At 39.4% G+C, this 24,179-nt stretch carries 26 protein-coding genes and 1 riboswitch; of the genes, 17 read left to right on the top strand and 9 right to left on the bottom strand.

Going from position 1 to position 24,179, the window contains the following annotated elements; translation table 11 throughout:
- Nucleotides 1-49: 49 nt before the first annotated feature.
- A riboswitch (cobalamin riboswitch) is annotated at nucleotides 50-274 on the top strand.
- A gap of 70 nt (nucleotides 275-344) precedes the next feature.
- Complete coding sequence (locus tag IAG46_RS04265; RefSeq protein WP_190809075.1) at nucleotides 345-2,207, top strand: TonB-dependent siderophore receptor; 1,863 nt, start codon at nucleotides 345-347, stop codon at nucleotides 2,205-2,207.
- Between the two features lie 19 nt (nucleotides 2,208-2,226).
- Entirely contained in the window at nucleotides 2,227-3,168 is a 942-nt protein-coding gene (locus IAG46_RS04260) for an ABC transporter substrate-binding protein (protein WP_190809074.1), read from the top strand.
- A gap of 68 nt (nucleotides 3,169-3,236) precedes the next feature.
- On the opposite strand, the gene IAG46_RS04255 is transcribed toward IAG46_RS04260, so the two are convergent.
- Entirely contained in the window at nucleotides 3,237-4,703 is a 1,467-nt protein-coding gene (locus tag IAG46_RS04255) for a S41 family peptidase (RefSeq protein WP_190809073.1), read from the bottom strand.
- 211 nt (nucleotides 4,704-4,914) lie between these two features.
- Here IAG46_RS04255 and IAG46_RS04250 point away from each other — a divergent pair, with 211 nt between their 5' ends.
- From IAG46_RS04250 to IAG46_RS04215, 8 genes are all read left to right on the top strand, one after another.
- Entirely contained in the window at nucleotides 4,915-5,424 is a 510-nt protein-coding gene (locus tag IAG46_RS04250; RefSeq protein WP_190809072.1) for an RNA polymerase sigma factor, read from the top strand.
- On the top strand, nucleotides 5,411-5,830 hold the full coding sequence (locus IAG46_RS04245; RefSeq protein ID WP_190809071.1) for a hypothetical protein: 420 nt from the start codon (nucleotides 5,411-5,413) through the stop codon (nucleotides 5,828-5,830). Before IAG46_RS04250 ends, IAG46_RS04245 begins: the two co-directional genes overlap by 14 nt.
- Nucleotides 5,831-5,840: 10 nt before the next feature.
- Nucleotides 5,841-6,380, top strand: coding sequence for a DUF4252 domain-containing protein (locus IAG46_RS04240; protein ID WP_190809070.1), 540 nt, complete (start codon nucleotides 5,841-5,843; stop codon nucleotides 6,378-6,380).
- An 84-nt stretch (nucleotides 6,381-6,464) separates the two neighbouring features.
- Nucleotides 6,465-7,010, top strand: a complete 546-nt coding sequence (locus IAG46_RS04235) for a DUF4252 domain-containing protein (protein WP_190809069.1) — start codon at nucleotides 6,465-6,467, stop codon at nucleotides 7,008-7,010.
- 20 nt (nucleotides 7,011-7,030) lie between these two features.
- The gene (locus tag IAG46_RS04230; protein WP_190809068.1) at nucleotides 7,031-7,570 is read left to right on the top strand and encodes a DUF4252 domain-containing protein; all 540 of its coding nucleotides are present in this window, start codon (nucleotides 7,031-7,033) and stop codon (nucleotides 7,568-7,570) included.
- Between the two features lie 223 nt (nucleotides 7,571-7,793).
- Nucleotides 7,794-8,777 carry a M57 family metalloprotease gene (locus tag IAG46_RS04225; RefSeq protein WP_190809067.1) on the top strand — a complete coding sequence of 328 codons (984 nt, stop codon included), beginning with the start codon at nucleotides 7,794-7,796 and terminating at the stop codon, nucleotides 8,775-8,777.
- An 11-nt stretch (nucleotides 8,778-8,788) separates the two neighbouring features.
- Nucleotides 8,789-9,133 carry a hypothetical protein gene (locus IAG46_RS04220; RefSeq protein WP_190809066.1) on the top strand — a complete coding sequence of 115 codons (345 nt, stop codon included), beginning with the start codon at nucleotides 8,789-8,791 and terminating at the stop codon, nucleotides 9,131-9,133.
- Between the two features lie 144 nt (nucleotides 9,134-9,277).
- Complete coding sequence (locus IAG46_RS04215) at nucleotides 9,278-10,093, top strand: mechanosensitive ion channel family protein (RefSeq protein WP_190809065.1); 816 nt, start codon at nucleotides 9,278-9,280, stop codon at nucleotides 10,091-10,093.
- A 48-nt stretch (nucleotides 10,094-10,141) separates the two neighbouring features.
- On the opposite strand, the gene purB is transcribed toward IAG46_RS04215, so the two are convergent.
- Together purB and IAG46_RS04205 are read right to left on the bottom strand one after the other, a co-directional pair.
- Nucleotides 10,142-11,485, bottom strand: a complete 1,344-nt coding sequence (purB, locus tag IAG46_RS04210; protein ID WP_190809064.1) for an adenylosuccinate lyase — start codon at nucleotides 11,483-11,485, stop codon at nucleotides 10,142-10,144.
- Nucleotides 11,486-11,531: 46 nt separating this feature from the next.
- A complete protein-coding gene (locus tag IAG46_RS04205) occupies nucleotides 11,532-12,104 on the bottom strand; it encodes an adenylosuccinate lyase (protein ID WP_190809063.1) in 573 nt (190 codons plus the stop codon).
- A gap of 29 nt (nucleotides 12,105-12,133) precedes the next feature.
- On the opposite strand from IAG46_RS04205, the gene IAG46_RS04200 reads away from it, so the two are divergent.
- Nucleotides 12,134-12,610 carry a heme-binding domain-containing protein gene (locus IAG46_RS04200; RefSeq protein ID WP_190809062.1) on the top strand — a complete coding sequence of 159 codons (477 nt, stop codon included), beginning with the start codon at nucleotides 12,134-12,136 and terminating at the stop codon, nucleotides 12,608-12,610.
- Here the strand turns inward: IAG46_RS04200 and IAG46_RS04195 are convergent.
- Entirely contained in the window at nucleotides 12,579-13,271 is a 693-nt protein-coding gene (locus IAG46_RS04195) for an NAD-dependent deacylase (protein WP_190809061.1), read from the bottom strand. The two genes, IAG46_RS04200 and IAG46_RS04195, sit on opposite strands and share 32 nt — an antisense overlap.
- 84 nt (nucleotides 13,272-13,355) lie before the next feature.
- On the opposite strand from IAG46_RS04195, the gene IAG46_RS04190 reads away from it, so the two are divergent.
- The 3 genes from IAG46_RS04190 to IAG46_RS04180 are packed head-to-tail and all read left to right on the top strand — an operon-like array spanning nucleotide 13,356 to nucleotide 14,957.
- Entirely contained in the window at nucleotides 13,356-14,009 is a 654-nt protein-coding gene (locus tag IAG46_RS04190) for an RNA methyltransferase (RefSeq protein WP_190809060.1), read from the top strand.
- A 40-nt stretch (nucleotides 14,010-14,049) separates the two neighbouring features.
- On the top strand, nucleotides 14,050-14,577 hold the full coding sequence (locus tag IAG46_RS04185; protein ID WP_190809059.1) for an SRPBCC family protein: 528 nt from the start codon (nucleotides 14,050-14,052) through the stop codon (nucleotides 14,575-14,577).
- A 2-nt stretch (nucleotides 14,578-14,579) separates the two neighbouring features.
- Complete coding sequence (locus tag IAG46_RS04180) at nucleotides 14,580-14,957, top strand: VOC family protein (protein ID WP_190809058.1); 378 nt, start codon at nucleotides 14,580-14,582, stop codon at nucleotides 14,955-14,957.
- On the opposite strand, the gene IAG46_RS04175 is transcribed toward IAG46_RS04180, so the two are convergent.
- From IAG46_RS04175 to IAG46_RS04160, 4 genes are all read right to left on the bottom strand, one after another.
- Nucleotides 14,958-16,643 carry an alpha-amylase family glycosyl hydrolase gene (locus tag IAG46_RS04175; RefSeq protein ID WP_190809057.1) on the bottom strand — a complete coding sequence of 562 codons (1,686 nt, stop codon included), beginning with the start codon at nucleotides 16,641-16,643 and terminating at the stop codon, nucleotides 14,958-14,960.
- A 97-nt stretch (nucleotides 16,644-16,740) separates the two neighbouring features.
- Nucleotides 16,741-17,517 carry a carboxypeptidase-like regulatory domain-containing protein gene (locus tag IAG46_RS04170; RefSeq protein WP_190809056.1) on the bottom strand — a complete coding sequence of 259 codons (777 nt, stop codon included), beginning with the start codon at nucleotides 17,515-17,517 and terminating at the stop codon, nucleotides 16,741-16,743.
- A gap of 75 nt (nucleotides 17,518-17,592) precedes the next feature.
- Nucleotides 17,593-19,365 carry a DEAD/DEAH box helicase gene (locus tag IAG46_RS04165; protein WP_190809055.1) on the bottom strand — a complete coding sequence of 591 codons (1,773 nt, stop codon included), beginning with the start codon at nucleotides 19,363-19,365 and terminating at the stop codon, nucleotides 17,593-17,595.
- 140 nt (nucleotides 19,366-19,505) lie between these two features.
- Nucleotides 19,506-20,087: a non-canonical purine NTP diphosphatase gene (locus IAG46_RS04160; protein WP_190809748.1), complete on the bottom strand. Its 582-nt coding sequence runs from the start codon at nucleotides 20,085-20,087 to the stop codon at nucleotides 19,506-19,508.
- A gap of 63 nt (nucleotides 20,088-20,150) precedes the next feature.
- Here IAG46_RS04160 and IAG46_RS04155 point away from each other — a divergent pair, with 63 nt between their 5' ends.
- The 3 genes from IAG46_RS04155 to IAG46_RS04145 all read left to right on the top strand — a co-directional run bounded on the left by IAG46_RS04155 (nucleotide 20,151) and on the right by IAG46_RS04145 (nucleotide 23,688).
- Nucleotides 20,151-20,597 (top strand): isoprenylcysteine carboxylmethyltransferase family protein, encoded by a 447-nt coding sequence (locus tag IAG46_RS04155; RefSeq protein WP_190809054.1) that lies wholly within the window; start codon nucleotides 20,151-20,153, stop codon nucleotides 20,595-20,597.
- Nucleotides 20,598-20,743: 146 nt separating this feature from the next.
- On the top strand, nucleotides 20,744-22,636 hold the full coding sequence (serA, locus tag IAG46_RS04150) for a phosphoglycerate dehydrogenase (RefSeq protein ID WP_190809747.1): 1,893 nt from the start codon (nucleotides 20,744-20,746) through the stop codon (nucleotides 22,634-22,636).
- Between the two features lie 128 nt (nucleotides 22,637-22,764).
- Nucleotides 22,765-23,688 carry a hypothetical protein gene (locus tag IAG46_RS04145; RefSeq protein ID WP_190809053.1) on the top strand — a complete coding sequence of 308 codons (924 nt, stop codon included), beginning with the start codon at nucleotides 22,765-22,767 and terminating at the stop codon, nucleotides 23,686-23,688.
- Here the strand turns inward: IAG46_RS04145 and rlmH are convergent.
- A complete protein-coding gene (gene rlmH, locus IAG46_RS04140; RefSeq protein ID WP_190809746.1) occupies nucleotides 23,660-24,133 on the bottom strand; it encodes a 23S rRNA (pseudouridine(1915)-N(3))-methyltransferase RlmH in 474 nt (157 codons plus the stop codon). The two genes, IAG46_RS04145 and rlmH, sit on opposite strands and share 29 nt — an antisense overlap.
- Nucleotides 24,134-24,179: the final 46 nt, after the last annotated feature.

Raw genomic sequence — 24,179 nt, 5'->3', positions numbered from 1 at the left:
AAATGTAAGATTATTTAACTTTTGCGAAAAAAGATTAAACAGAATGATTACTTTCGTTCCGAATTTTGGTTTGTGCGAAGCTTTTTCGCACGATTAAAAGGGAATCCGGTGCGAATCCGGAACTGTTCCCGCAACTGTAAGTTTATGCCAAACTTGATTTGGCACCTCATTTTGAGGGTGTTGTTACTGCATTGCCACTGTCCGTTAAAAACGGATGGGAAGGCCAAATAACATTAGACAAGTCAGGAGACCTGCCACATTCAAACAAGCATTGTTAAACTTTCGGGACAAAGGTTTACGTATGGGACAGCATACTATTCTCCCGTTTATTCACTTAAACGAAAATGAAAAAAACTTATGTATTGTTATGTGCCACTTTTGTGGCAGGTCAGGGACTTTATGCCCAAGAATCTCGGCAAGATTCTGTCGAAGTACAGCAACTGCAAGAAGTGGTTGTGAGTGATTCCCGGTTTCAGTTGAAACGAGAAAATTCAGGTAAAACAGTCATTAAAATTTCGGCTGAAGAGCTGGAAAGGAGCCAGGGAAAGACGATTCCAGAAATCATCAACACCAAGAGTGGAATTGAAATAACAGGAAGTCGTGGTCGAGACGGCTCCGTGTTTGGAGTTTTCGCAAGAGGTGGTAGAGGTCGTCAAGCCTTGATCATCATAGATGGTGTTAGAGTTTCTGACCCATCTTCCTTTTCTCAAGAATACGATTTGAGATTGCTAGCAACAGCCGATATTGAATCCATCGAAATCATTAAGGGAGCGGCTAGTACGTTATACGGAACCAATGCGGCAACAGCGGTAATCAATATTACCACAAAGAAAAGTTCAAGGGAAAAAATTGCAGGGAATGTACAATCCACAATTGGAACCAATCAAACTGCGAATGACCAAAATTACAATTTGGCAAGTTTTGGAAACGCTATATCGATAAATGGAACCTTGAACAAATTCTATTACAATGCCGGTTTTTCAAACCGATATTCGAGCGGACTTTCAGCTGCGACAACATCGGAAAATGAAGAAGATACGTTCTCGCATTATAGTACCAATCTAAAGGTTGGCTATCAATTTTCGGACAATTTTGAAGTATCAGTTTATGGCAATCAAACAAAGTTTGACACAGAGTTTGATGCGTCACTGGCGGAAGCACCCAATCGTGCCAAGGTAAAGCAAGACAGGGTTGGACTTTCATCTTCTTTCCAATATAACAAGGGTTCTATTCATATAAACTCGGCTTATACGGACTACGAAACGGATTCTAAAAGTACTTTTGGAGAGAGTATTTCAGATGGTAAGAATCTGGTTTTGGATTTTTACAATAAATATGTGATTGATAACAAATGGCACACCATTCTAGGGGTAAACTATGTAAAGGATGAGGCTGTTTTTAGCAGCGAAGCCGATTTTAATATTCTAGATCCCTATGCCAATGTGGTCTATGTTTCCGATTTTGGTTTCAATTTGAATACAGGGGTACGATTTAATACCCACTCGGAATATGGCAATCATTTTGTTTACAACGTCAATCCGTCATACGCATTTACCACATCCAATGGATACCTAAAATTGTTGGGGTCTTATGCCACATCCTATATCACACCTAATTTGATTCAGTTGTTTGGTGATTTTGGTGCCAATCCAGATTTGGAACCAGAAGAAAACAGAACCATCGAGGGTGGTGTTGAATATTTTGTGAATGATAAGCTTAGGGTGAGCGCCCTTTATTTTGACCGAAACGAGAAAAACACGATTGGTTTCGACCAAAATTTTACCAGTATCAATGTTTCCAATGAAATAGATGCCAATGGCGTAGAAGTGGAAGCATCATGGCAGCCATCAGATGCATTCAGTGTGGATGCCAACTATACGTTTACCGAACGAAAGGGCGATAATGCCATTAGAATCCCAAAACATAAGGTGAATCTTGCCTTGAACTACCAAATTTGCGAAACAACGGGAATTTCTCTTAGCTACGCGTATACCGGTCAAAGATTCGATACAGATTTCAGCACATTTACGGATGTGGCGTTGGATACCTTCTCTTTGGTGAACTTATATGTGGAACATGAACTAAAACCCAATAAGCTAAAAGTATTCTTGAACGGGAACAATTTGTTGAATGAAGAATATGTTGAGGTCATTGGTTTTACTACCCGCGGAAGAAATATAAGCGCTGGGTTTAATTTGACTTTATAATATTCAATAATTTGATGCCATGCTAAAGGTTTGTTCGTTTTTACCGGCTGTGACCCAAATGCTCTACGATATGGGGTTTGAAGAGTATTTGCATGGCATCACTTTTGAATGTCCTGAACAGGCTCTGAAAGAAAAAAAACCAGTGGTTCGATGCGTGCTTGAAGGAAAAAATCTATCCAGCGGTGAAATAGATGCTCTTTTTTCGGCAAGTAAACACCAAGGAAAAGATTTGTATTATGTGGATGAGCCACTTTTGGAACAAATAGCTCCCGACATTATCTTTACCCAAGATATGTGCGATATCTGCCAGATAGACACTGCTTGCACGGCTGCTGTGGTTGCCAATTTGGAGAAGCAACCGGAATTGATCTCTATAAGTCCTGAATCTTTGGAGGACGTTTTTCAATCTGCTGTGACCATTGCCAGGGCATTGGGAAGAGAAGAGGTTGCCTATGATTATTTAAAAAAACTGCACCAGCGAATTAATGTCGTTGTAGATAAGTTAAGAGCTGCTAAAGCATTGCCCAAGCGTATCATGTTGATGGAGTGGCTAGATCCTATTTTCAATTGTGGACACTGGATTCCACATCAAATTGCCTATGCCGGGGGAGTGGATATGCTTTCCAATCCTTCTGGGGATAGCATTGTTACCCAATGGGAAAAGATTGTGAAATACAACCCAGAAGTTTTGGTCATAGCTCCATGCGGATTTACCGTAGACCGGACATTGGAAGAGCTACATATTTTAAGAGATAAGGAAGGCTGGAAGGATTTAAAGGCATTCCAGGACAATGCCATTTTTATTGCTGATTTTGATATGTTTACACAATCTTCGGCCAATACATTGGTCAATGGAATTGAACTGCTTGCGGGTCTTTTTCATCCTGATGTTTTACATGTTCCCGAAAAGCTGTCTAAAAAATATCATCATGTAAATTCGACGAAGGTGATACTCGGTTAAAAGTCAACTAAATGAAATGAAAAAAGAAAAGCGGCCGATAGGCCGCTTTTCTTTTTTTGTAAATAGTGCTATTTGTTCAAATGCAATGGTTTGTCCAAATACATATTGTCTTTGATTGAAGTTTCAATTCTAGAACTGGTAAACATTTTAGCCGGCATTGAAACGGAAAAACTACGTTTTGTGGTAATGCCAGTAATCTCTTGAATAGCCCGTGCCAATAAAGGTTCGTTGACATCACCTAATACACCAAGGTTTTCCAAATCTTCTTCTAGCACAATATCCGGTGCTAACCCAGCAGTGTAGTCAAAGAATCCATCTGCATTTTCATTACGTCCAACCAAAGGTTGTATGCCCCAACTGTTATTGGGGTTGATTTGATCCTCGCGATTGCTATCATATATGAATGCATTATCCGGGTCATCCACCAAAGTAATGGAAAACTCATTTTTCCCTCGTGTAGTTTCACCAATATGCACAACATCAACATGAGGAGCCAAGCCGTTCATGACCAGTTCACTGGCCGAAGCTGAACCATTTGTGGCCAACACATAAACCTTGCTCAAGTTCAAAGAATTGACTGCACTTGTTCCCGTGGTATTGGCAAAATAGTCCTCTAATTGTTCTGCACTCAATTGGGCCTGTATTTTACCGTTCCAACGTTGACGAATGTAAAGCTTGTCGGTATCGGTACTATGGACCATGCTTGCCAAAAGTCTGGAAGTATTTACTGACCCTCCCGGATTGTATCTCATGTCAAGTACAAGCTCCGTGGCACCATCAGTAACAAACTTTCCAAAGGCCGCATTAAGTTGTTCATCAAAATTTCTTAGGAAGCGGTTGTACATCAAGTAGGCTATTTTGGTTCCGTTGACATCCAATGTCTCAGCTACCAAAATAGGATCCTCTACCTGATTTTCAATCTTGGTTAAACTAACCTCTGTACCATTATCAGTAATAGTGCCTCCACCAATATCGGCCAATCCTAAAGTATAGGTGTCATTGCTGCCAAACAACAGATTGCGATAGTTTTCTATAGTGAGTTGTTGTCCATCGACCCGAGTAAAGATATCCCCGCGCTGAATACTTTTGGTAGATGCATCTGAATCTGGAACAATGTATTGCACATATCCAAACAGATCATTACTTCCAGAAAATTGAACAAGCCCAAATTCAAGCCCATTACTTTTTGAAACTCCTGAGAGATTGTTCACAAGCTCGTTAAAGTCGTCATTTAAAAAACTAAAGCGATCTTCACCGAACAAAAGCACATCAAAGAAGAAATCGGAAGGATTTTCGGTCGCAGCTAAAAATTCCGTGTATTCTTCATCATTTGCAAATCGGCCGTCAGCTAAATCAGGCACATCAGCTTGCCAAAAATACCAGAGGTTCATCGCCCCCCACATAAAATTTTGGACCAATACATCATCTAGGGTAGCGGTCGGCGGATTTGGATTAGGATTTTCTATGCCATTGTCATCGTCACTAGAGCAAGCAATAAACAACAAGGCAACAAGGGGGAAAAGTAATTTCTTCATAGCGAACTTTTTACAAGAATCATCAAATATCATTCCATATAAACAGGAAAACATAGTATTTATGTGGTATAAATTTCTAAATTCTTACAAATTGAAGTCACAAAATAGATACATATCAGGAGAATACAAACTTTTTGTAACAAAATTCGATATGTGTCGTCGTGATAATATAGGCGGAGAATTTTATGCTTATTACAACTAAGACAACCGAATGAAACAAGCCGAATTTTTAAATGTGGTCATGCCCTTTAAGGACAAGCTGTACCGACTGGCCAAACGGCTTTTGGTCTCCAGGGAGGAAGCGGAAGATGCCACGCAAGAAATTTTGCTAAAACTATGGTCAAAGAACGAAAGCATGGGAGAATATAAAAACGTGGAAGCTTTTGCCATGACAATGACCAAGAATTTCTGTTTGGACCGATTAAAATCCAAGCAGGCGGGAAACCTAAAATTAGTGCACAGTAATTATAGCGATGAAAGCACATCATTGCAGGGACAGCTCGAAGCAGAAGACAGTGTTCGGTGGATGGAACGGATTATGGAAGAGCTCCCGGAACAACAAAAAATGGTTTTGCAGTTAAGGGACGTAGAACAATATGAGTTTGAAGAAATATGCGAACTTTTGGATATGAAACCTACGGCAGTTAGAGTAGCATTATCAAGAGCACGAAAAACAGTACGACAAGAATTAGTAAAAAAACATAGCTATGGAATTGGATAACATAGAAAAATTATTGGAAAAGTATTTCGAAGCGACCACCACGGTGGCCGAAGAAAAAACATTGCAAGCTTATTTTTCCCAAGAAAGTGTACCAACACATCTGAAGCAATATAAGCCCATGTTCAACTACTTTTCCAACGCCAAGGAAGAACGGTATACCAAGCAGGTTCCATTAAAACCTAGAAAAGACTTTTACAAGTGGATTTCCGTTGCGGCCGTAGCAGTTTTATCCTTTGGCATCTATTTTGGTAATCAATACCAGGAAAAAAGACAGGCAGAGTATGCCTATCAAGAAACCAAAAAGGCTTTTGAGCTCTTAGCGGAGAATTTTGGGAAAGGCACGGAAAAAGTGGCCTATTTACAAGAGTTTGAAGTCGCAAAACAGAAAATTTATAATAATAATTAAATCGTAAAAAATGAAAAGGAATATTTTAATCATTTTAATAGCTGTACTACCACTTTCAGGTTTTTCGCAATCACTGTTCGATAAATTCGAGGATTTGGATGACGTGACCTCTGTTGTGGTAAACAAAAGCATGTTCAACCTGTTGGCGAAGATAGATGTGGAAGTGGATGATCAAGAAGCACAGGATTTTATGGACATTGCCAGTAGCCTTAAAAGCTTAAAGGTGTTTACCACCGACAATAAGGAAATTGGTGATGATATGAAATCATCAGTGAACAGATACCTAAAATCCTCTACCATGGAAGAGTTAATGCGTGTGAAGGATAAGGATGCCAATGTAAAGTTCTACATTAAACAAGGTAAGGATGATGACCATGTGAGTGAGTTGTTGATGTTCGTAACCGGATTGAAAGAAGTTGAGGCAGATGGCCGAAAGTTCGAGACGGTTTTACTTTCATTGACAGGAGATATCAACTTGAACAAGATCAATTCGTTGACCAACAAGATGAACTTGCCACAAGAGTTGAACAAGGCAGGTAAAAAACAATAAACAGTGAGCAGTTTTCAGTTGGCAGGATTCAGATATTCTGCCAGCTTTGAACTGATGACGAAACATCAATCAAAAAACATCAAAATGAAAAAAGTAATAATTATTATGCTGTTGGCCGGAATGCTTCCTTTTATGGGAATTTCACAGTCAATATTCGATAAGTTCGAGGATTCCGATAGAGTAGGAACCGTAACCATTAACAATGGCATGCTCAAAATTGCCGCGGCAATGATGGCTGATGATGAAGATGAAGAGAGTAGGGAGTTTGTAGAACTGGCCAAAAACATTAACAATATCAAAATCTTTCTTTCAGAAGATGACAGTGCGGCAGCAGATATGGCAGCGACCATGAAGCAATATGTAAAGTCATCTAAATTAGAGGAATTGATGAAAGTGAAAGACGGAGACACTAATTTGAGGTTTTACATCAAGCATGGGAAAAATGAAGACAGCGTTGAAGAGTTATTGATGTTTGTGACGGGGATAGATGACAAAAAGCATGGCAATGACCATCACAATTTTGAAACCGTTCTGTTGACCATGACAGGAGATATTGACCTTGCAAAAGTGGGTTCGTTGACCAGAAAAATGAAGCTCCATAAAGGGTTGGAGAAATTGGATAAAGAATAATAGCAATCAAAAAAGTGCAGATGAAATATATGTTTAAAAGTTTAATGATAGCAGGAGCCATACTTTTGGCCTCCTGCTCATCACAGCAAAGTCTACAGGAGTATTATGTGGATAATTCAGAGAATCCTAATTTCATTGTAGTTGATGTTCCGGCGAGCATCTTAAAAATGGATGGGGTAGATCTTACCGAAACACAAAAGCAAGCTGTGGAATCACTTAGAAAGTTCAACCTCTTGGCTTTCAAAAAGAATGCCGACAATGCCGCTGAGTACAAGGCCGAGAAAACCAAAGTAAGGGAAATTCTTAAGGATGATGAGTTTGTGGAATTGATGAAGATAAATTCTTCCTACGGAAAAGGTGTTATCAAATATCTTGGGGATGAAGATGCAATCGATGAGGTCATCATTTACGGTGACAGCAAAGACAAAGGCTTTGCCTTGGTCAGGGTTTTGGGAAAAGACATGAACCCCGCACATATAGTACAACTTATGCAGGCCATTCAAAAATCAGATTACAAAGGAGAAGGACTAGGTGAAATTGGAGATTTTTTGAAAGGATAACCAATACAAACATCAAAAAACGGAATTCGGGCAACTTTAGTTGCCCGTTTTTTTTTCAATAGGGTAGACCCGTCCAAGAGGCAAACTCCAACGGGCATTTGCCTTTTTTGATTTTAGTTCAGTTTATTAATATACGCAATAATATTGCATAAATATTTTTCCTACATTTGAAATGCGATTTCAGCTAGCCCCAAATCATTTACTAATTTTTAAAACAGGAAAAATGAAAAACTTAACCGAAATCGTCGTGTTATTGGTGGGGCTAATTGTATTTGGATGTACAGTAGAGCCAAAGGAAACAACAAATTTGCTAACTGAATCTGAGTTGACCGATTTACTAAATGGTCATAAAGAATTTACCCTGCTTGAAGACTATGGGTTGTCAAAAAGGGAAATCGAAAACTTTCAAAAAGCAGGTTTTGAAGGAGAATATGTGAGGGTATTTGAGTCTAGGGACACAAAATCTGGCCAGGTCTCCATAGTTTATGAAATTGGAAGGGACGGTTACATAAGCGAAGAAGGGTTGTTTAATCGAAATCCGGATAACTATCAAGACCAAAATAACAGCTTGGATGAGAAAAACCCAATTGAAATAGATGATTTGCATAGTCAGTATCGTATTTCGCATCTGGTAAGTGTTAATAATGGCGTTAGAATAATTGAAGTAAAGGCCATAAACTTCTTTTATTTTCAAAATATGGATCATGTTGCCGAAGGTCTGGTTCGAGCTGTAGAGAACTACAACAATTTAAATTTGGACATTCAATTTGATTTAAATTTTTATACCATAAGAACGTTGCAAGAATCTTGGCCACTTTATACTCCTGGTATTAATGTAGTGATTGATCATGGCTCCGGTAGCAATGAACCAGGTGGAAGCGCTTTGTATCCCAGTTTTGGCAATCCAGGCAGCGAAGTCAGAATACATGTAGCTGCAAACAATCAATCCATTAACGCAAATGAAGGCTTGGTAGCCCATGAAATCGGACATTGCTTGGGCATGAGGCATACCGATTTTTTTAATCGTTCCATTTCATGTCCAAATGGTGGAAATGAGGGTGCTGCTGGTGTAGGGGCCATTCACATACCTGGAACACCTACCCAGAATAATATTGACATGGATTCTTTGTTTTTAGCTTGCTTAGAGAGTACCACAGATGGTGAATTCAGTGATTCCGATATTGTGGCATTACAGGCATTGTATTAATATTCAGTGTTATGAGATTATTCTTTTTTATCACAATCATTTTTTTGGTTGTGTCATGCGATAATGAAGAGGACATTCCAGTTACCGTGGTAGAGATTAAGACCAAATCAAACCAAGAGCTGTACCATTATTTGGGAAATTTACCAGTTGAGGGAGGTTATAGTATTACCAGACAGGCGCGATCACATTTAATGAGTGAAATTTTATATGACGGGGTTAGAGGGGGTCTGTTCTTCGTTTACATTCCCAAAAAGGATTTTAAAGGTCTTGATATTGTTGAGATTACCTGGAGAATATCACCCGGAAATCAAGATTACAGCAAATCTTTAACTGTCTTACGCATAACCGTTGAGTGATTTTTATAAGACTATTGGCAATAAATGGGCTAGCGGGTAACTTTAGTTGCCCGTTTTTGTTTTATACGATTAATGCATTTTGTGTGACCTTCTTTTTATCTTAGTGTCTCATAACAAGAACACTAACAAATCAAGAATATAACTATGGAAAAAGCACAGGAATGGATGGATTACGGATTAGATCTGGCCAAAGAGTTCGGTCCTAAGTTGATCACAGCGATACTCATCTATATTATCGGTTCATGGGTTATTAAAAGAATCATTGGAGCCACACGAAATGTAATGTCAAAGAGCAAATATGACGAATCCCTACAAAGATTCTTGCTCAATTTATGTACCTGGGCGCTTAAAGTATTCTTGATTATTATAGTGATTTCAAGACTTGGAGTGGACGTCACCACATTTGCCGCGGTGATAGCTGCCGCCGGTTTGGCCATTGGATTAGCTTTACAAGGTTCACTTTCCAATTTTGCTGGAGGGGTTTTGATCATGATTTTTAAACCTTATCGTCTAGGAGATTTGATTGAAGCCCAAGGTGTTTTGGGCGTGGTAAAGGAAATTGAGATTTTCACGACCAAACTGACCACTCCCGAAAATAAATTGGCTATTGTACCTAATGGTGCAATGGCCAATGGAAACATTGTTAATTACACTGCTGAAGGCAAGATTAGAGTGGATACCGTTATTGGAGTTGGCTATGGAGAAGACATTAAAAAGACCAAAGAAGTCTTGATGAATGTATTGACCTCCAATACACAAGTTTTGACAGACCCGGCACCTTCAGTAAATGTAATGGAATTGGCCGATAGCTCGGTAAACTTTGCCGTGCGTCCATTTTGCAGACCGGAAGATTATTGGGATGTTTATTTTGCGACCTATGAAAACTGTAAACTGGCCTTGGATGGTGCAGGAATAGAAATTCCATACCCACATCAGGTAGAAATCCATAAAGAGGGGTAAAAAATAACTATCACGTTGAACCTGCAAAAGTGTTCAGCCAGAACCTCATCAAACCCCTGTATAATTCGCTGGAGTTATTTGTTTAAGCTCACCTTTTATCGTATCCGAAACTTTGAGGGTATCGATAAAATCAGCAATGGATTTTTGGGTAATCTTTTCGTTGGTTCGTGTCAAGCCCTTAAGGGCTTCGTATGGGTTGGGATAACCCTCGCGTCTTAAAATGGTCTGAATGGCCTCCGCCACCACAGCCCAGTTATTTTCCAAGTCCTGCTCAAATTTTTCCGCATGCAAAACCAATTTGTTCAATCCTTTGAGGGTTGACAAGAAGGCCACTTGCGTATGTGCAAAAGGCACACCGACATTTCTAAGCACCGTACTGTCCGTTAGGTCACGCTGTAATCTCGAGACCGGCAATTTTGCCGACAAATGTTCAAAAATGGCATTGGCCAAACCTAAATTTCCTTCAGAATTTTCAAAATCAATAGGATTCACTTTGTGAGGCATGGCTGAGGAACCAACTTCACCTTTTTTGATTCTCTGCTTGAAATAGTCCATAGAAATATAGGTCCAGATGTCCCGATTCAAATCAATATAAATGGTGTTGATGCGCTTCAAACAATCGAACAAAGCCGCCATATGATCATAATGTTCAATTTGCGTAGTAGGGAAGGAATGGTATAGCCCTAATTTCTCTTGGACAAATTGCTGCCCAAAAGCTTTCCAATCAATTGCTGGATAAGCAACCTTATGCGCGTTATAATTTCCGGTTGCGCCACCAAATTTCGCAGCACTTGGAATATCGTTCAATAAGTTGAACTGCTCTTTCAGGCGTTCCACAAAAACATCGATTTCCTTGCCCAATCGAGTTGGGGAGGCCGGCTGTCCATGGGTTCGGGCCAACATGGGAATATCTGCCCATTCTGATGCCAAAGCTTTTAGTTTTTCAAAAACTTCAAAATAAAGTGGTACATAAACATCGTTCATTGCCTCTTTGATGGACAATGGAATGGCAGTGTTATTAATATCTTGAGAGGTCAACCCAAAATGTATAAACTCCTTGTGTTTTTCAAATCCAAGAGCATCAAACTTTTGTTTGATAAAATATTCAACCGCTTTTACATCATGGTTTGTGGTCTTTTCAATGTCTTTAATGACAGTAGCATCATCAACCGAAAAATTTTGATAGATTTTCTGAAGTTCAGAAAACTTGGAGGTGTCAAAATCGGCCAATTGCGGCAGCGGAATCTCGCAAAGCGCAATAAAATATTCAATTTCCACTTGAACCCGATATTTTATCAGTGCTTCTTCCGAAAAATAATTCCCTAAAGCTTCAGTTTTGTTTCGATATCTGCCATCGATAGGAGAGATGGCATTAAGTTGGTTTAAAGACATTGACCGCTTTTTATGAAAGCGCAAAGATACTTATTAGTTAAGGAGTTTAAAAGCCAAGTTTCTTCAATTCTGTCAATGTTTTTCTCGCTCTGGATTTGTACCCGGCACTGTCATTATGCTGCTGTTGTTCCAATACCATTTTTAGTTCAGGGTGAACCCAGTCGTATTTTTGGCCCAAATAGTATAAACTGCTCATGGCAAAAACTTTGGCTGCCACTTTGTGGTTGCCGATTAACCAATCAAAACAGGCAGTTAATATGCGTTCCAACTGTTCTGAAGTTATATTTTTTGTAAAAACGCTGTCCTTTATCTTAAAATAAGCTTCCATTGAAAATTCGCACACATGTGCCATGGACCTGATGATGGATTCGGATTTTAACCCTGCCAAGCCTTGGGTAAATTTTTCAAAATGCGGCAGGAGGTACACCAATTTTTTTCGCATCAAATGATCAAATGTCCAACTGGCACTGAACGAATCAGTGCTGTCCTGATCAAATACTTCCTGAAGCAAATATCCGGTCAACTCAGGTTGTGTAGACAATTGATCAACAAGTTGATTTATTTCCGCCTTGGAAAGCCGACCTGAATTTAACGCGATGTGCAATTGCTGTTCTGTCACAAAAACTTATTTTTACTAAAATGCGAGTGATGAAAATAGCAAAAAAAACGGCCATATTCTTATTGATTGTACTAATTGGAATGCAATTCTACCGACCTGCAAAAAACCAAGCTGATCTTAATACGTATGTTGCAACTTTTGAATCGGAAACAAAACCTTCTGAAGCCGTAAAGATGGTTTTGAAAACTGCTTGTTATGATTGTCACAGTGCGAACACACGCTATCCTTGGTACAATAATATTGCCCCCGTTTCCTATTGGTTGGACAGCCATATCGAAGAAGGTCGCGAGCATTTGGACTTTTCTGGTTGGGAAAACTATACCGTTAAAAAGAAGGACCATAAACTGGAAGAGTTGATAGAAGAAGTAGGAGAGGGAGAGATGCCGCTGAATTCGTATACCTGGACACACCAGGATGCAAGACTTTCCGAAGACCAGAAGAAATTATTGATGGATTGGGCAAAAAAGGCTAGATCTAATTACGAGATAGCTGAGCAACAAGAGTAGGGACACCTTCCGTAGCAGTTGTGGAAATAATCACCAAATTTTTATAGCCTGAAGCACTGATGTTGGGTCGTGGATCTACAAAATATATGGGAGTTTCCTGAGGAGCATAATTGATTAAACTGGCTGCGGGGTATACCTGCATAGAAGTGCCTATGATAATTAAAATATCAGCTTGTTGGGTGATGTATGCAGCGGTTTCCAGCATTGGGACCATTTCACCAAACCAAACAATATGTGGCCTTAATTGATGTCCATTTTCATCCAAATCCCCTAAAACCAGGTCTTTTTTCCAATCCAAGACATGATTTTCATTAGCAATACTACGTACTTTGAACAATTCTCCATGTAAATGAATCACATTTGAACTTCCCGCCTGTTCGTGCAGATTGTCCACATTTTGGGTAACGATGCTCACATCAAAATGTTCTTCCAAAGTAACCAAAGCTTGGTGTCCTGTGTTTGGAGAAACTTCCAAAAGTTGTCTTCGTCGCTGATTGTAAAATTCAAGAACCAATTCCGGATTTTTTGCAAAACCTTGGGGTGAGGCAACTTCCATTACATCGTGACCTTCCCAAAGACCGTTGGCATCCCTGAAAGTCTTCAAACCACTTTCGGCACTCATTCCCGCTCCGGTGAGGACAACTATTTTCTTTTTTGTCATTTATGGTAGTTTTGGACACCCTTAAAGTCCCCTTAAGGGATACTTTCAAAAATAAGAAATTCAATTTTCGTTATTTTGGTGTTTATGTTCGACCATGATTTATTGACATATCTGGAAGGCTACCTAACCAAAGAACGCAAACAGCGTTTTTTAGAGGTACTCCAAAACAGGACCAAGTTTCTTACGGTTGCAATCGAAGACGTATTTCAACTTCATAACACTAGCGCAGTAATTCGGAGTTGTGATGCTTTTGGACTTCAAGAGGTCCACGTGATTGAGGACCGGTTTGGACAACGATTGGACAAAAATATTGCAATGGGTGCAGAGCAATGGGTAGATGTAAGCCGATATCAGACGACAACGCAATGCATTGGCAGGTTGAAGGACATGGGCTATCAAATTATTGCAACAACCCCTCATAATGATTCGCAATTTCTGGCTGATTTTAAAATGAACACCAAAACTGCCCTCTTTTTTGGAACTGAAAAAGAAGGTCTGAGTGATGAAGTGATGCAGAGGGCTGATGGCTATTTGAAAATTCCGATGGTCGGTTTCTCCGAAAGCCTTAATATTTCCGTTTCTGCAGCAATTATTATCCAACAATTGACCCAAAAACTGAGGGAATCTGATGCGGATTGGGAACTTTTGGAAGAGGAAATCCTTGAAAAACGATTGGATTGGACCAAAAAAACCATCAAAGATGTGGAAGGTATTATAGACAGATACCATACAAAATGAACTTTTTTGTATTTTAGGAGGTAACCAATTTTTAAATCAAATGACTACACTACTTTACATTTTAGCAGGAATCGTTTTATTGATTCTGATATTGGCAATGATCGCGCCAAAAAGCTATGACGTCTCTAGATCTATAGAAATTGCCAAACCCAAGAATGAAGTTTTTGAGAATCTTCGTTTTTTGAAAAATCAAGATGCATGGTCCCCTTGGAATAAAAAAGACCCCAATATGGAAAAGAAGTTCACAGGAACTGATGGAGAAGTGGGAGCTACGAGTTATTGGCTTGGGAACAAAGAGGTTGGTGAAGGGGAGCAAGAGTTAACTAAAATTGTGGATGGTGAGCGTGTTGAATCTGAACTCCGTTTCTTAAAGCCATGGAAATCCACTTCTGATGCTTATTTAATTACGGAAGATGTAGGTTCAGGTAACACTAAGGTTACTTGGGGCTTTTCAGGAAAAAACAAATTCCCGACCAGTATTTTTATGTTGTTCATGAATATGGACAAGGCTGTTGGCGGAGATTTTGAAGAAGGGTTAGCCAGTTTAAAAGCGGTTTTAGAGAAATAATTATGGAACAAAATATGGTAGGCTGGTTTGAAATTCCGGTTACGAACATGGATCGGGCCAAAGCTTTTTACGATGCGGTTTTTCAGATAGACGTTCAAGTACAGGATTTTGGAGGTACTCTAATGGGATGGTTTCCATGGGCTGAAGGAAAGCCCGGAGCCAATGGCTCCTTAATTCAGCAAGAGAGTTATAAACCCAGTGAGACTGATGGCGTACTGATATATTTTGCCAGCTCCAATGTGCAAAATGAATTGGACCGAATTGAAAGTGCCGGAGGAAAAATCATTAGGCCAAAAACACAGATAAGTCCAGATATTGGGTATATGGGCGTATTTTCAGATTCTGAGGGGAATCGAATTGCATTGCATTCCAGAGAATAATTATTCAACCAATTCTAAAAGGGCAATATCAAAGTCATTTTCGAGAATAACTTTTCCCTTATTGACCATAACCTCTGTTTCAGAATAGGTGTCAAACAATTTTGTGCCATCACCAAAGAATCCCTTTACCCAAAGGGATTTTTTACCTTTAGGTAAATCCAAACCGACCACAACCTTATCCTTGTAATCCCCATCCATATAGGTTCTGGAAAATACGTAAGGCGATTTAGCCAATCTTTTGTGACGTCCAGCACCAACTGCGGGATGATTTCTTCGAAACTGTCCTAATTTTTGCCAGTGCTTGTGTATTTTTTGGGTTTGGGGCAGGCTATCCAATTCTTCCCAATTCATAAACGAACGCAGAGTGGCATCTCCCTCAGTACCTTCGATAATCAAACTTCTTGCAGTTTCATCGCCATAGTACACTTGTGATGCTCCGGGAGTCAACAGTAATACATTGGCCGTGTAAAAAGGTCTTTTGCGTTCTTTGTCAAAAGGACTACCATCATCATGGGATGTGAGATAGTTCAAGACACTTTTCCCTTTGAGTTTGGTGTTGAGCAGTTTGTTGTATTTCTTGAAAATAGTTTCGTAATCCTTTTGGGCATCAGTTTTTAAATCGAAATTGATGAGACTTTTAAAACCGTAGTCAAAGTAATCTACCTTTTTATCTCCAAAATCGAATTCACGTCCACCTGAAATCCCATAATTGTAAACCTCCCCAACCATATAGAATGAGCAGTCGTCCAGCACGTGTTTCGGATTTTTCTTCTTCCATGTTTCAAATGCATAAGTCGCTTCCGTGTACAAATCTGTCCACGCGTTTTCGTTTACGTGTTTCACAGTATCCACGCGAAAACCATCTACACCAAAATCATTGATATAATCGGTAAGCCATTTTATGATATAAAAACGCGGTGCTCTAGGATACCCGGTACGCTCAAAGAACAACTGAAGTTCGTCCAACTCTTGACTTAATCGGCCTTCTTCTTTCCATTTGGCCAAAAGGGCATCGGGAAGCTCTACGGGCTCATCAGATTCTGTTAAAATATCAGGAAGATTCTCTACCAATGTGCAAGCGGTAGTGTTTTCGTAGGTGGTAAACTCGCATTTGGGTCCTGTTCTTACCCAATCTTCAGGCCAAACAGGGTCTTTTTCGGTTACCGGCCCGGTATGATTCAAAACTACATCCAACAACACGCGAATTCCTTTGGAATGTGCGGTTTTTACCAGTTTCTCCAAATCTTTACGTGTCCCAAAATTGGGGTCAATAGCGGTCCAATCCTTGGCCCAATAGCCATGGTAGCCATAAGTGTTTCCTGTGCCTTCGTTGGTAGGACCGTGAACCTGTTCAACAATAGGGGTAAACCAAATGGCATTGATGCCCAGGTCGGTAAAGTATCCTTCTTCTATTTTTTGGGTAATACCGGTCAAATCCCCTCCTTCAAAACCTCGAAGAAGGGCTGTTTCCTCATTTCTATCAAAATGGGTAGCGGATTCTGCATTTCCCTTATTAAAACGATCGGTTAAAAGGAAATAGACATTTGCGCCTTCCCAAACAAAGGGAACTTTCTTTTCTTCAATTTGATTTTCAACCACCTGCGTATCTTCTTGAGGTTTTTTTTGTACTTCTTTACAACCCAAAAGAAAAGACAATAGGGACATGATAGCAAGTAGTTTTTTCATTTTTTGGGATTTTGTCTAAAACTATAAAATGAATACGGAAATATAAAATTTATTTACCGTTTCAACAGGGGATAGCACCCATGGAAAAGCATCAATATCAGCGTCTGTTCAGTACTTTATACTCTTCGTAGCAGCTAGAGATGGCATCAAGAATCTGCAGGTCGTTCGCAGTGTTTATAAACGATTTCGAATAATTGCAGTTGTTCAAAATATCTTGAATATCAACTTTTTCAAGCTGAAGAAGCTCTGTCAACGTCTCTCTGTCAAATTTGGAGGCCAACAGATTTCTTATATCATCATCTTCCTTCATCTGTCTTAATTTGCGCATTTGCCTTGGTTTTTTGCCGAAAAGATTACGTAAAAGATCAGCTGGATTTAGAATAGCTCCTAAAACTTTGGTTACTGCGCTAGGGTTCTTGTTGCCCGCTTCGTAACTCTTGGAAAGCCCCGAAATACTATATTGATAGGCGTTGTTTATAGGCAGGTTCTTTACATCAATCTCCAAATAACCGGTTAACTGGTAAGGTCTTACAATGACTTCTTCCAATGCATAGGCCAATTCGGTAAGTGCTATTTCTGTGTCCTCAAACTTGAACATGTCGTTGGTCACCCGTACTTTTTGTGATTTAAAACCCAAAAAAGAAAGATACAGGGTGTCATTTACGGCAGCTCTAATGCTAAATTTTCCTTTTTGGTTGGTAATGGTACCCACAACCTTGTTCAGGTTGATGATGTGTACACTTTCCAAAGGAAAACTGGTCTGGGCGTTGACCACGGTTGCATTGAGTTCACCCTCTAAAGGGATTTCATTGTCATCCTGGGAATAACCAATAGCAGAAACTAAGGCAAATAGTATAAGTAACTTTCTTCTCATGCAATCGTTGTAGGTATAAAAGTACTAAACAAACAAAAATAAACATGAGTGTCCTCCTATTTAATATAGAATTAACTAATAGAAACCGGGCTTCTTTTTGCCACCTCTTCTACCAGAACCACCTTTTTTACCTCCTCTAAAGGATTTAGTGTCACCGCCTTTTCTATATCCGCCATCACCACCTTTTCGATGTCCTCTTTTTCTGTCTCGATTTCTACCTTTTCTTGCCCCTCCAGGGTCTTTCGAAACTTCTACATTGATAAAGCGACCATTGACTTTAAATTCTGTAAATGTTTGAAGAATGAATTCGGTATGCTGAGCATCGGAGTTGAAGAATGAAAAGCTATCCTTGGTGTCAACATTAAAGACATCCTCTTTTTCCAAGTTTAAGGTTTCCCGTAGAAAATCTTTTAAGGACATCCAATCGTATCCATCCCGTTCACCTACATTGATAAAGTATCGCACTGACCCATTTGATGGGGCATCACTTTTTGATCCACGTTCACCTCTATCCCGACTACCTTCGGTAGAATTAAGATCACGGGTTTTACTATAATAGTTATAGAAGCGGGTAAATTCAACCGAGACAATTTTTTTGATCAGTTCCTCTCTATCCAAACCATCGAGTACATCGTTGATGGCAGGAAGGTAATTGTCAATTTCTGTATTGACTTCGGTTTCTTTGATCCTATTGGCCAGATGGTATAGCTGTATCTCACAGATTTCAATTCCGGTGGGAATTTTTTTAGAGATAAAATCCTGTTTGATTTTCTTTTCAATCGCCTTGATCTTCCGAGTTTCAGAACGAGTAACTATGACCATCGAAATTCCAGATTTACCAGCTCTACCTGTTCGTCCGCTTCGGTGGGTGTAGGTTTCTATCTCATCCGGAAGCTGATAATTGATAACGTGTGTAATATCATCAACATCAATTCCACGAGCCGCAACATCAGTGGCCACTAGCATTTGAACCTGCTTTTTTCGGAAGGAATTCATGACCAAATCACGTTGGTTTTGGCTAAGATCTCCGTGCAAAGCTCCTGCATTATAACCATCTTCAATAAGTTTTTCGGCTACTCTTTGCGTATCGCGTTTGGTACGGCAAAATATCACAGAGAAAATGCCAGGATTTGCATCTGCCAAGCGTTTTAGGGCAGGATAACGGTCACGGCCACCTACCAAATAATACTCATGTTGTACCGTAGATACTCCTGCATTTTTGGTTCCCACGGTTATCTCCACAGGTTTACGCATGAATTTTTTGGCGATGGAGCCAACTTCTTTGGGCATGGTTGCCGAAAACAACCAAGTGAATTTTTCTTCGGGCGTATTGGAAAGAATATCCTTGATATCCTCATAAAAGCCCATGTTCAGCATTTCATCTGCTTCATCGAGCACACAATAATCGATTTTGGAAATATCGACCATGCCTCTGCCGATCATATCCTTCATCCTGCCCGGGGTGGCAACAACAATTTGGGCACCACGTTTTATTTGCCGTGCTTGATCGGTTATGCTCGCTCCTCCATAAATGGCAACGGTATTTAGTCCCTTGACATATTTGGAGTATAATTTAAGTTCATTGGTGATCTGCAAACAAAGTTCACGGGTCGGGGAGAGGATTAGCCCTTGGGTGGTCCTACTCTCTGCCTGAATCTTTTGGATCATGGGAAAACCAAATGCGGCGGTTTTTCCTGTTCCTGTTTGTGCAAGAGCGACTAAATCGGTCTCTTGCTCCAATAAAATAGGGATTGATTTTTCTTGTACTTCTGATGGAGTTTCAAATCCAAGATCGGATATAGCATCCAATAGGGGTTTGTCCAACCCCAGGGTTTCAAATTTTGACATTTTGGTATATACCTTAAATCGCAAATATGTTGTGTTGCATAGAGCGATTTTGTAATACCTATTCGAGCCCCTCGCAACACCTTGCCCATACCGGCGGCGTTAATAAAGGCGCAAAGGTACACTTATTTAAAGACTTTTAACTAGCTTGATTGGTTTTTAAGAAAGTCAACCAGTTTCTGAACTGCTCTGGCTCTGTGACTTATGGAATTTTTGGTTTCCATTGGAAGCTCACCAAAAGTTTGCTCAAACCCTTCAGGTTTAAATATGGGGTCATAGCCAAAACCACCGGAACCATGTTGCTCTTCCGTAATTTGGCCGTTGACAATACCCTCAAAAACGTAGCTATGATTCTGAAGATTTAAATGAATCACCGTTTTAAAATAGGCATTCCTGTTGCCATTGCCGTTAAGCTCACTTAAAATTTTGACCATATTGCCCTGGGCACTTTTTTGTTCTCCGGCATATCGCGCCGAATAAACACCGGGTGCACCTTGTAAAGCATCTACAAGAAGTCCTGTGTCATCAGAAAAACAATCCAAACCGTAACCTTGGGTTACATAATCAGCTTTGATTTTGGCATTTTCCTCTAAAGTTTTACCGGTTTCAGGAATGTCCTCAGAGCATCCGATATCATCAAGAGATAGCAGTTGGATTTCCTTGGGAAGCAACTTTCTGACCTCTTCAAGTTTATTTGCGTTGTGGGTGGCAAAAACAATTTTCAAAACAAGGTTTGTAAATGGAAAGCCAAAAGTAGTAATTTCGAACCTCACTTTATTCCATTTTAAATGAAGATTATACCTGCTCTGGTCATGTTGATTTTTGGATTTCTGATGTACCTCCTTGCCAAGTTTTTACCGGTCGGTGATTTTGAGTTTTTTGGGAGAAAGGAGTTATCAACCTTCCTGTTTGCGATGGCGATTTTGGTTATCCTTTTTGGAATCATTCAGTTTGTCCGGGCGAAAACCACCACAAATCCGATGGATTTGTCAAAAACCAGCACCTTGGTGACCAACGGAATTTTCAAATATTCACGAAACCCAATGTATTTGGGAATGCTTTTAATGTTACTGGCTTTTGGATTAAAACTGGGCAACGCATTTAATACACTTTTAGCAGCCGGTTTTGTGTATTATATGAACCACTTTCAGATCAAACATGAAGAAAAGGCACTTACCAAAATGTTTGGTAAGGCATACAAGGCCTATTGTAAAGCGACCCGACGTTGGTTTTGAACCTAAAAATGGCTATGTAAATGCCATTTTGAAACTTTTTACCCCTGATTTTTGATATATCCACATTTATAGGTCCATTTTGAGCGCATCCCATTCCGTGGATGGATTTTATGTTTAATTTTAGCTCTTAATTTTTGAAGCAATTCATGATAGAGGTGGGACGCAAGTACGTTTTTGATTTTGACAGTACCCTTACAAGGGTAGAAGCATTGGATGTTTTGGCCGAGATGACACTTCAGGGCAAATCGAACAAGGAAGAGATTATTCAAGAAATCCAAAACATTACCAATCTGGGTATAGATGGTGATATTTCTTTTACCGAATCTTTAGAGAGAAGGATACGTCTTCTGAATGCGCATAGGAATGATTTAGATGGTTTGGTAAGCGAATTGCACCAGAAGATTTCAAAGTCAATTGCCTCCAACAAAGAGTTCTTCGAGAAATTTTCTGACGATATTTATGTAATTTCATGTGGCTTTAAGGAGTTTATAGATCCTATTGTTGAAGCATATAACATTCCGTCGGAACGTGTATATGCCAATACCTTCAAATTTGATGATGAGGGAAATATTGTCGGTTTTGATGAGGAAAATGTTTTAGCGACGCACAATGGTAAGATTGAGTGTCTGAAAAAACTTGATTTGGAGGGTGAGGTGCAGGTAATTGGTGATGGCTATAGTGATTATGTGATGAGAGAGGCCGGAATTGCCGATAAGTTTTTTGCCTATACGGAAAACGTACATCGCGAAAAAGCTGCGAACAATGCGGATCATGTGACTCCAAATTTGGATGAATTTTTATTTGTAAACGATTTGCCTAGAAACCTTTCATATCCCAAGAACAGAATTAAGATTTTGTTGCTTGAAAATGTACACCCAGCTGCATTCGACAACCTTTCTGAGGATGGTTTTTCAGTGGAGTTGGTCAAACATAGTCTTCCCGAAGAAGAGCTTATCGAAAAAATTAAAGGCGTCCATGTGCTGGGAATTCGTTCGAAGACCCAAGTAACCGAAAAGGTATTGGAAGCGGCCAATAAACTATTGGTAGTAGGTGCTTTTTGTATCGGAACTACTCAAATTAACCTTGAAGCGGCAAAAAGGAAAGGAGTAGTTGTTTTCAACGCACCATACAGCAATACACGTTCGGTAGTTGAGTTGGCATTAGGACAAATTATTATGCTAATGCGTAATGTTTTTACACGTAGTAGCGAAATCCATAAAGGAGAATGGAACAAAACTGCCATTAACTCAAGAGAGGTTCGCGGTAAAAACCTTGGTATTGTCGGGTATGGCAACATTGGAAAACAGATGTCCGTTTTGGCGGAAGCTGTTGGTATGCGCGTTTATTATTATGACGTTGCGGATAAATTGGCATTGGGTAATGCCACAAAATGTAGCAGTCTTGAGGATTTACTCTCCATTTCCGATGTGGTGACACTTCATGTGGATGACAACAAAGCAAACAAGAATTTTATTGGTGAGCATGAAATCAACCAAATGAGAGATGGTGCTATGCTCATTAATCTATCCAGAGGTTTTGTAGTTGACATTGAAGCCCTTACCAATGCTCTTAAAATTGGAAAATTGAGTGGAGCCGCTGTAGATGTATACCCTTCGGAACCCCGCAGTAATGGAAGTTTTGAAACTTCGTTGCAAGGTATTCCAAATGTGATTCTTACTCCTCACGTTGGGGGAAGTACTGAGGAAGCCCAGCGCGATATAGCTGATTTTGTGCCAAACAAAATCATGGATTATATCAATTCTGGAAATACGGTAGATGCGGTTAACTTTCCTAACATTCGACTGCCAAAACAAATTAATTCCCATAGGTTTCTGCATATCCACAAAAATGTTCCTGGAATAATGGCCGAGATCAGTAAGGTTTTAGCCGAATATGAGATGAATATTACGGGTCAATACCTGTCCACAGATAGTGAAGTTGGTTATGTAATTACCGATTTGGACAAGGAATATAACAAAGAAGTGGTAAGAGCGCTCAAAAATGTGGAAAATACCATTAAGTTCAGGGTACTCTACTAGGCTTTGAGAATACATTTGGCAAATAAGACTTTCACCTTTCCAAAACCTTGTTTCACAACATTTATATCTTCCTTAGTATTTTTTTGAACTACATTGTAGGCTAATTCTTACTACTTGAATTGTCTTGCATGAAAATTAAGAAGCTAAAATTTTTTAAAAAAGGCTTTAGAGCATACTACTTGTTGGTAATTTCCATTGTGGTGTTGACCATAGTCATCCAGTCCATGACACAATATTCATTAAATAAACAAAGAGCTACAGCCATGAGTGTAAACTTGGCTGGTAAACAACGGATGTTCAGTCAACAACTATTAAATGAACTATACTCCTGCCGATATCACAATTGCGATTATGCTGAAATGAAGCTTATTCTTACCAAGCTGTACCAAATGAACGGATTTTTACAACATGGGAACAATAATTTGAAAATTGAGGTATTGGATAGCCCTGAAATTCTTAGAGAGTTTGAAAGATTGGAACCCCATTTAGAATGGTTGTATGCAGAACTAAAGGATTTTAAGAATTTTAAAAACTTGTCTTTTACTGATGTAAAGTATAGGGTTGATCGCTTTGCCACAATTATGGATGTAATAGTGGGTCAGTTCCAGAATAAAGCAGATAAAGATATTAAAACAATGATGATCATAGAATTGGAGCTCGCCATATTTTCCATTGTTATCATATTCTTTGAAATATTCTTCATCGTTAACCCTATTATTGGTAGAATCCTGAATCAAAAAAAGAAGCTTACAGAAATTGCTTGGCACCAATCCCATGTATTCAGTTCGCATATGAAAAACATTGAAGACCTTCAATACGTTTTAAAGGTTGAGAAGGACCCTGAGAGGCAGAAAGAGATTTATGGTTTTATTACTGAGGAACTGGATCATCTAAAAAATGTTTCCAGTAATATGGAAAGATCCCTCGAAGAGACCACCGAAGAACCTAGACCGCATCATGCCGTAATCAAGAAGGTGGAGAATCTTTTGGGAAAATACAATCTATTGTCAAACCACAAAGTTCCTATTGATGATGATAAGGTTCATTCCTAAGAATAGTAAACCCCCGATACAATTGCTCAATTAAGAACAAGCGCACCATTTGATGTGAAAAGGTCATTTTAGAAAGACTTAGTTGCCCATTGCATCTTTGATAAACTTCATTGCTAAAACCATAAGGACCTCCAATAACCAATATTAGGTTTTTAATACCGCTGTTCATTTTCTTTTGAAGAAATTGTGAGAATTCCATAGAGGATAATTGCTTCCCTTTTTCATCCATTAAGACCAAGATGTCTGAAGAATGCACTTGGTTAAGGATCAATTCGCCTTCCTTCTCTTTTTGAAGCTTTTCAGAAAGATTTTTGCTGTTTTTTAAATCAGGAATCACCACAAACTTGAACTTGATATAATGGCCCAATCGTTTTTCATACATGGCGATAAGCTGGGCCAGTTCCTTACTATCGGTCTTGCCAATGGCTAATACGGTAATTTGCATATCCAAAAGTAATTTTTTCCGACCAAACAAAGGTGTGTAATAGAAG

Origin of the sequence: Flagellimonas sp. S3867 (genome assembly GCF_014698935.1) — a bacterium.
GTDB lineage: Bacteria > Bacteroidota > Bacteroidia > Flavobacteriales > Flavobacteriaceae > Flagellimonas.
This window is presented reverse-complemented; position numbering and strand designations above follow the sequence as displayed.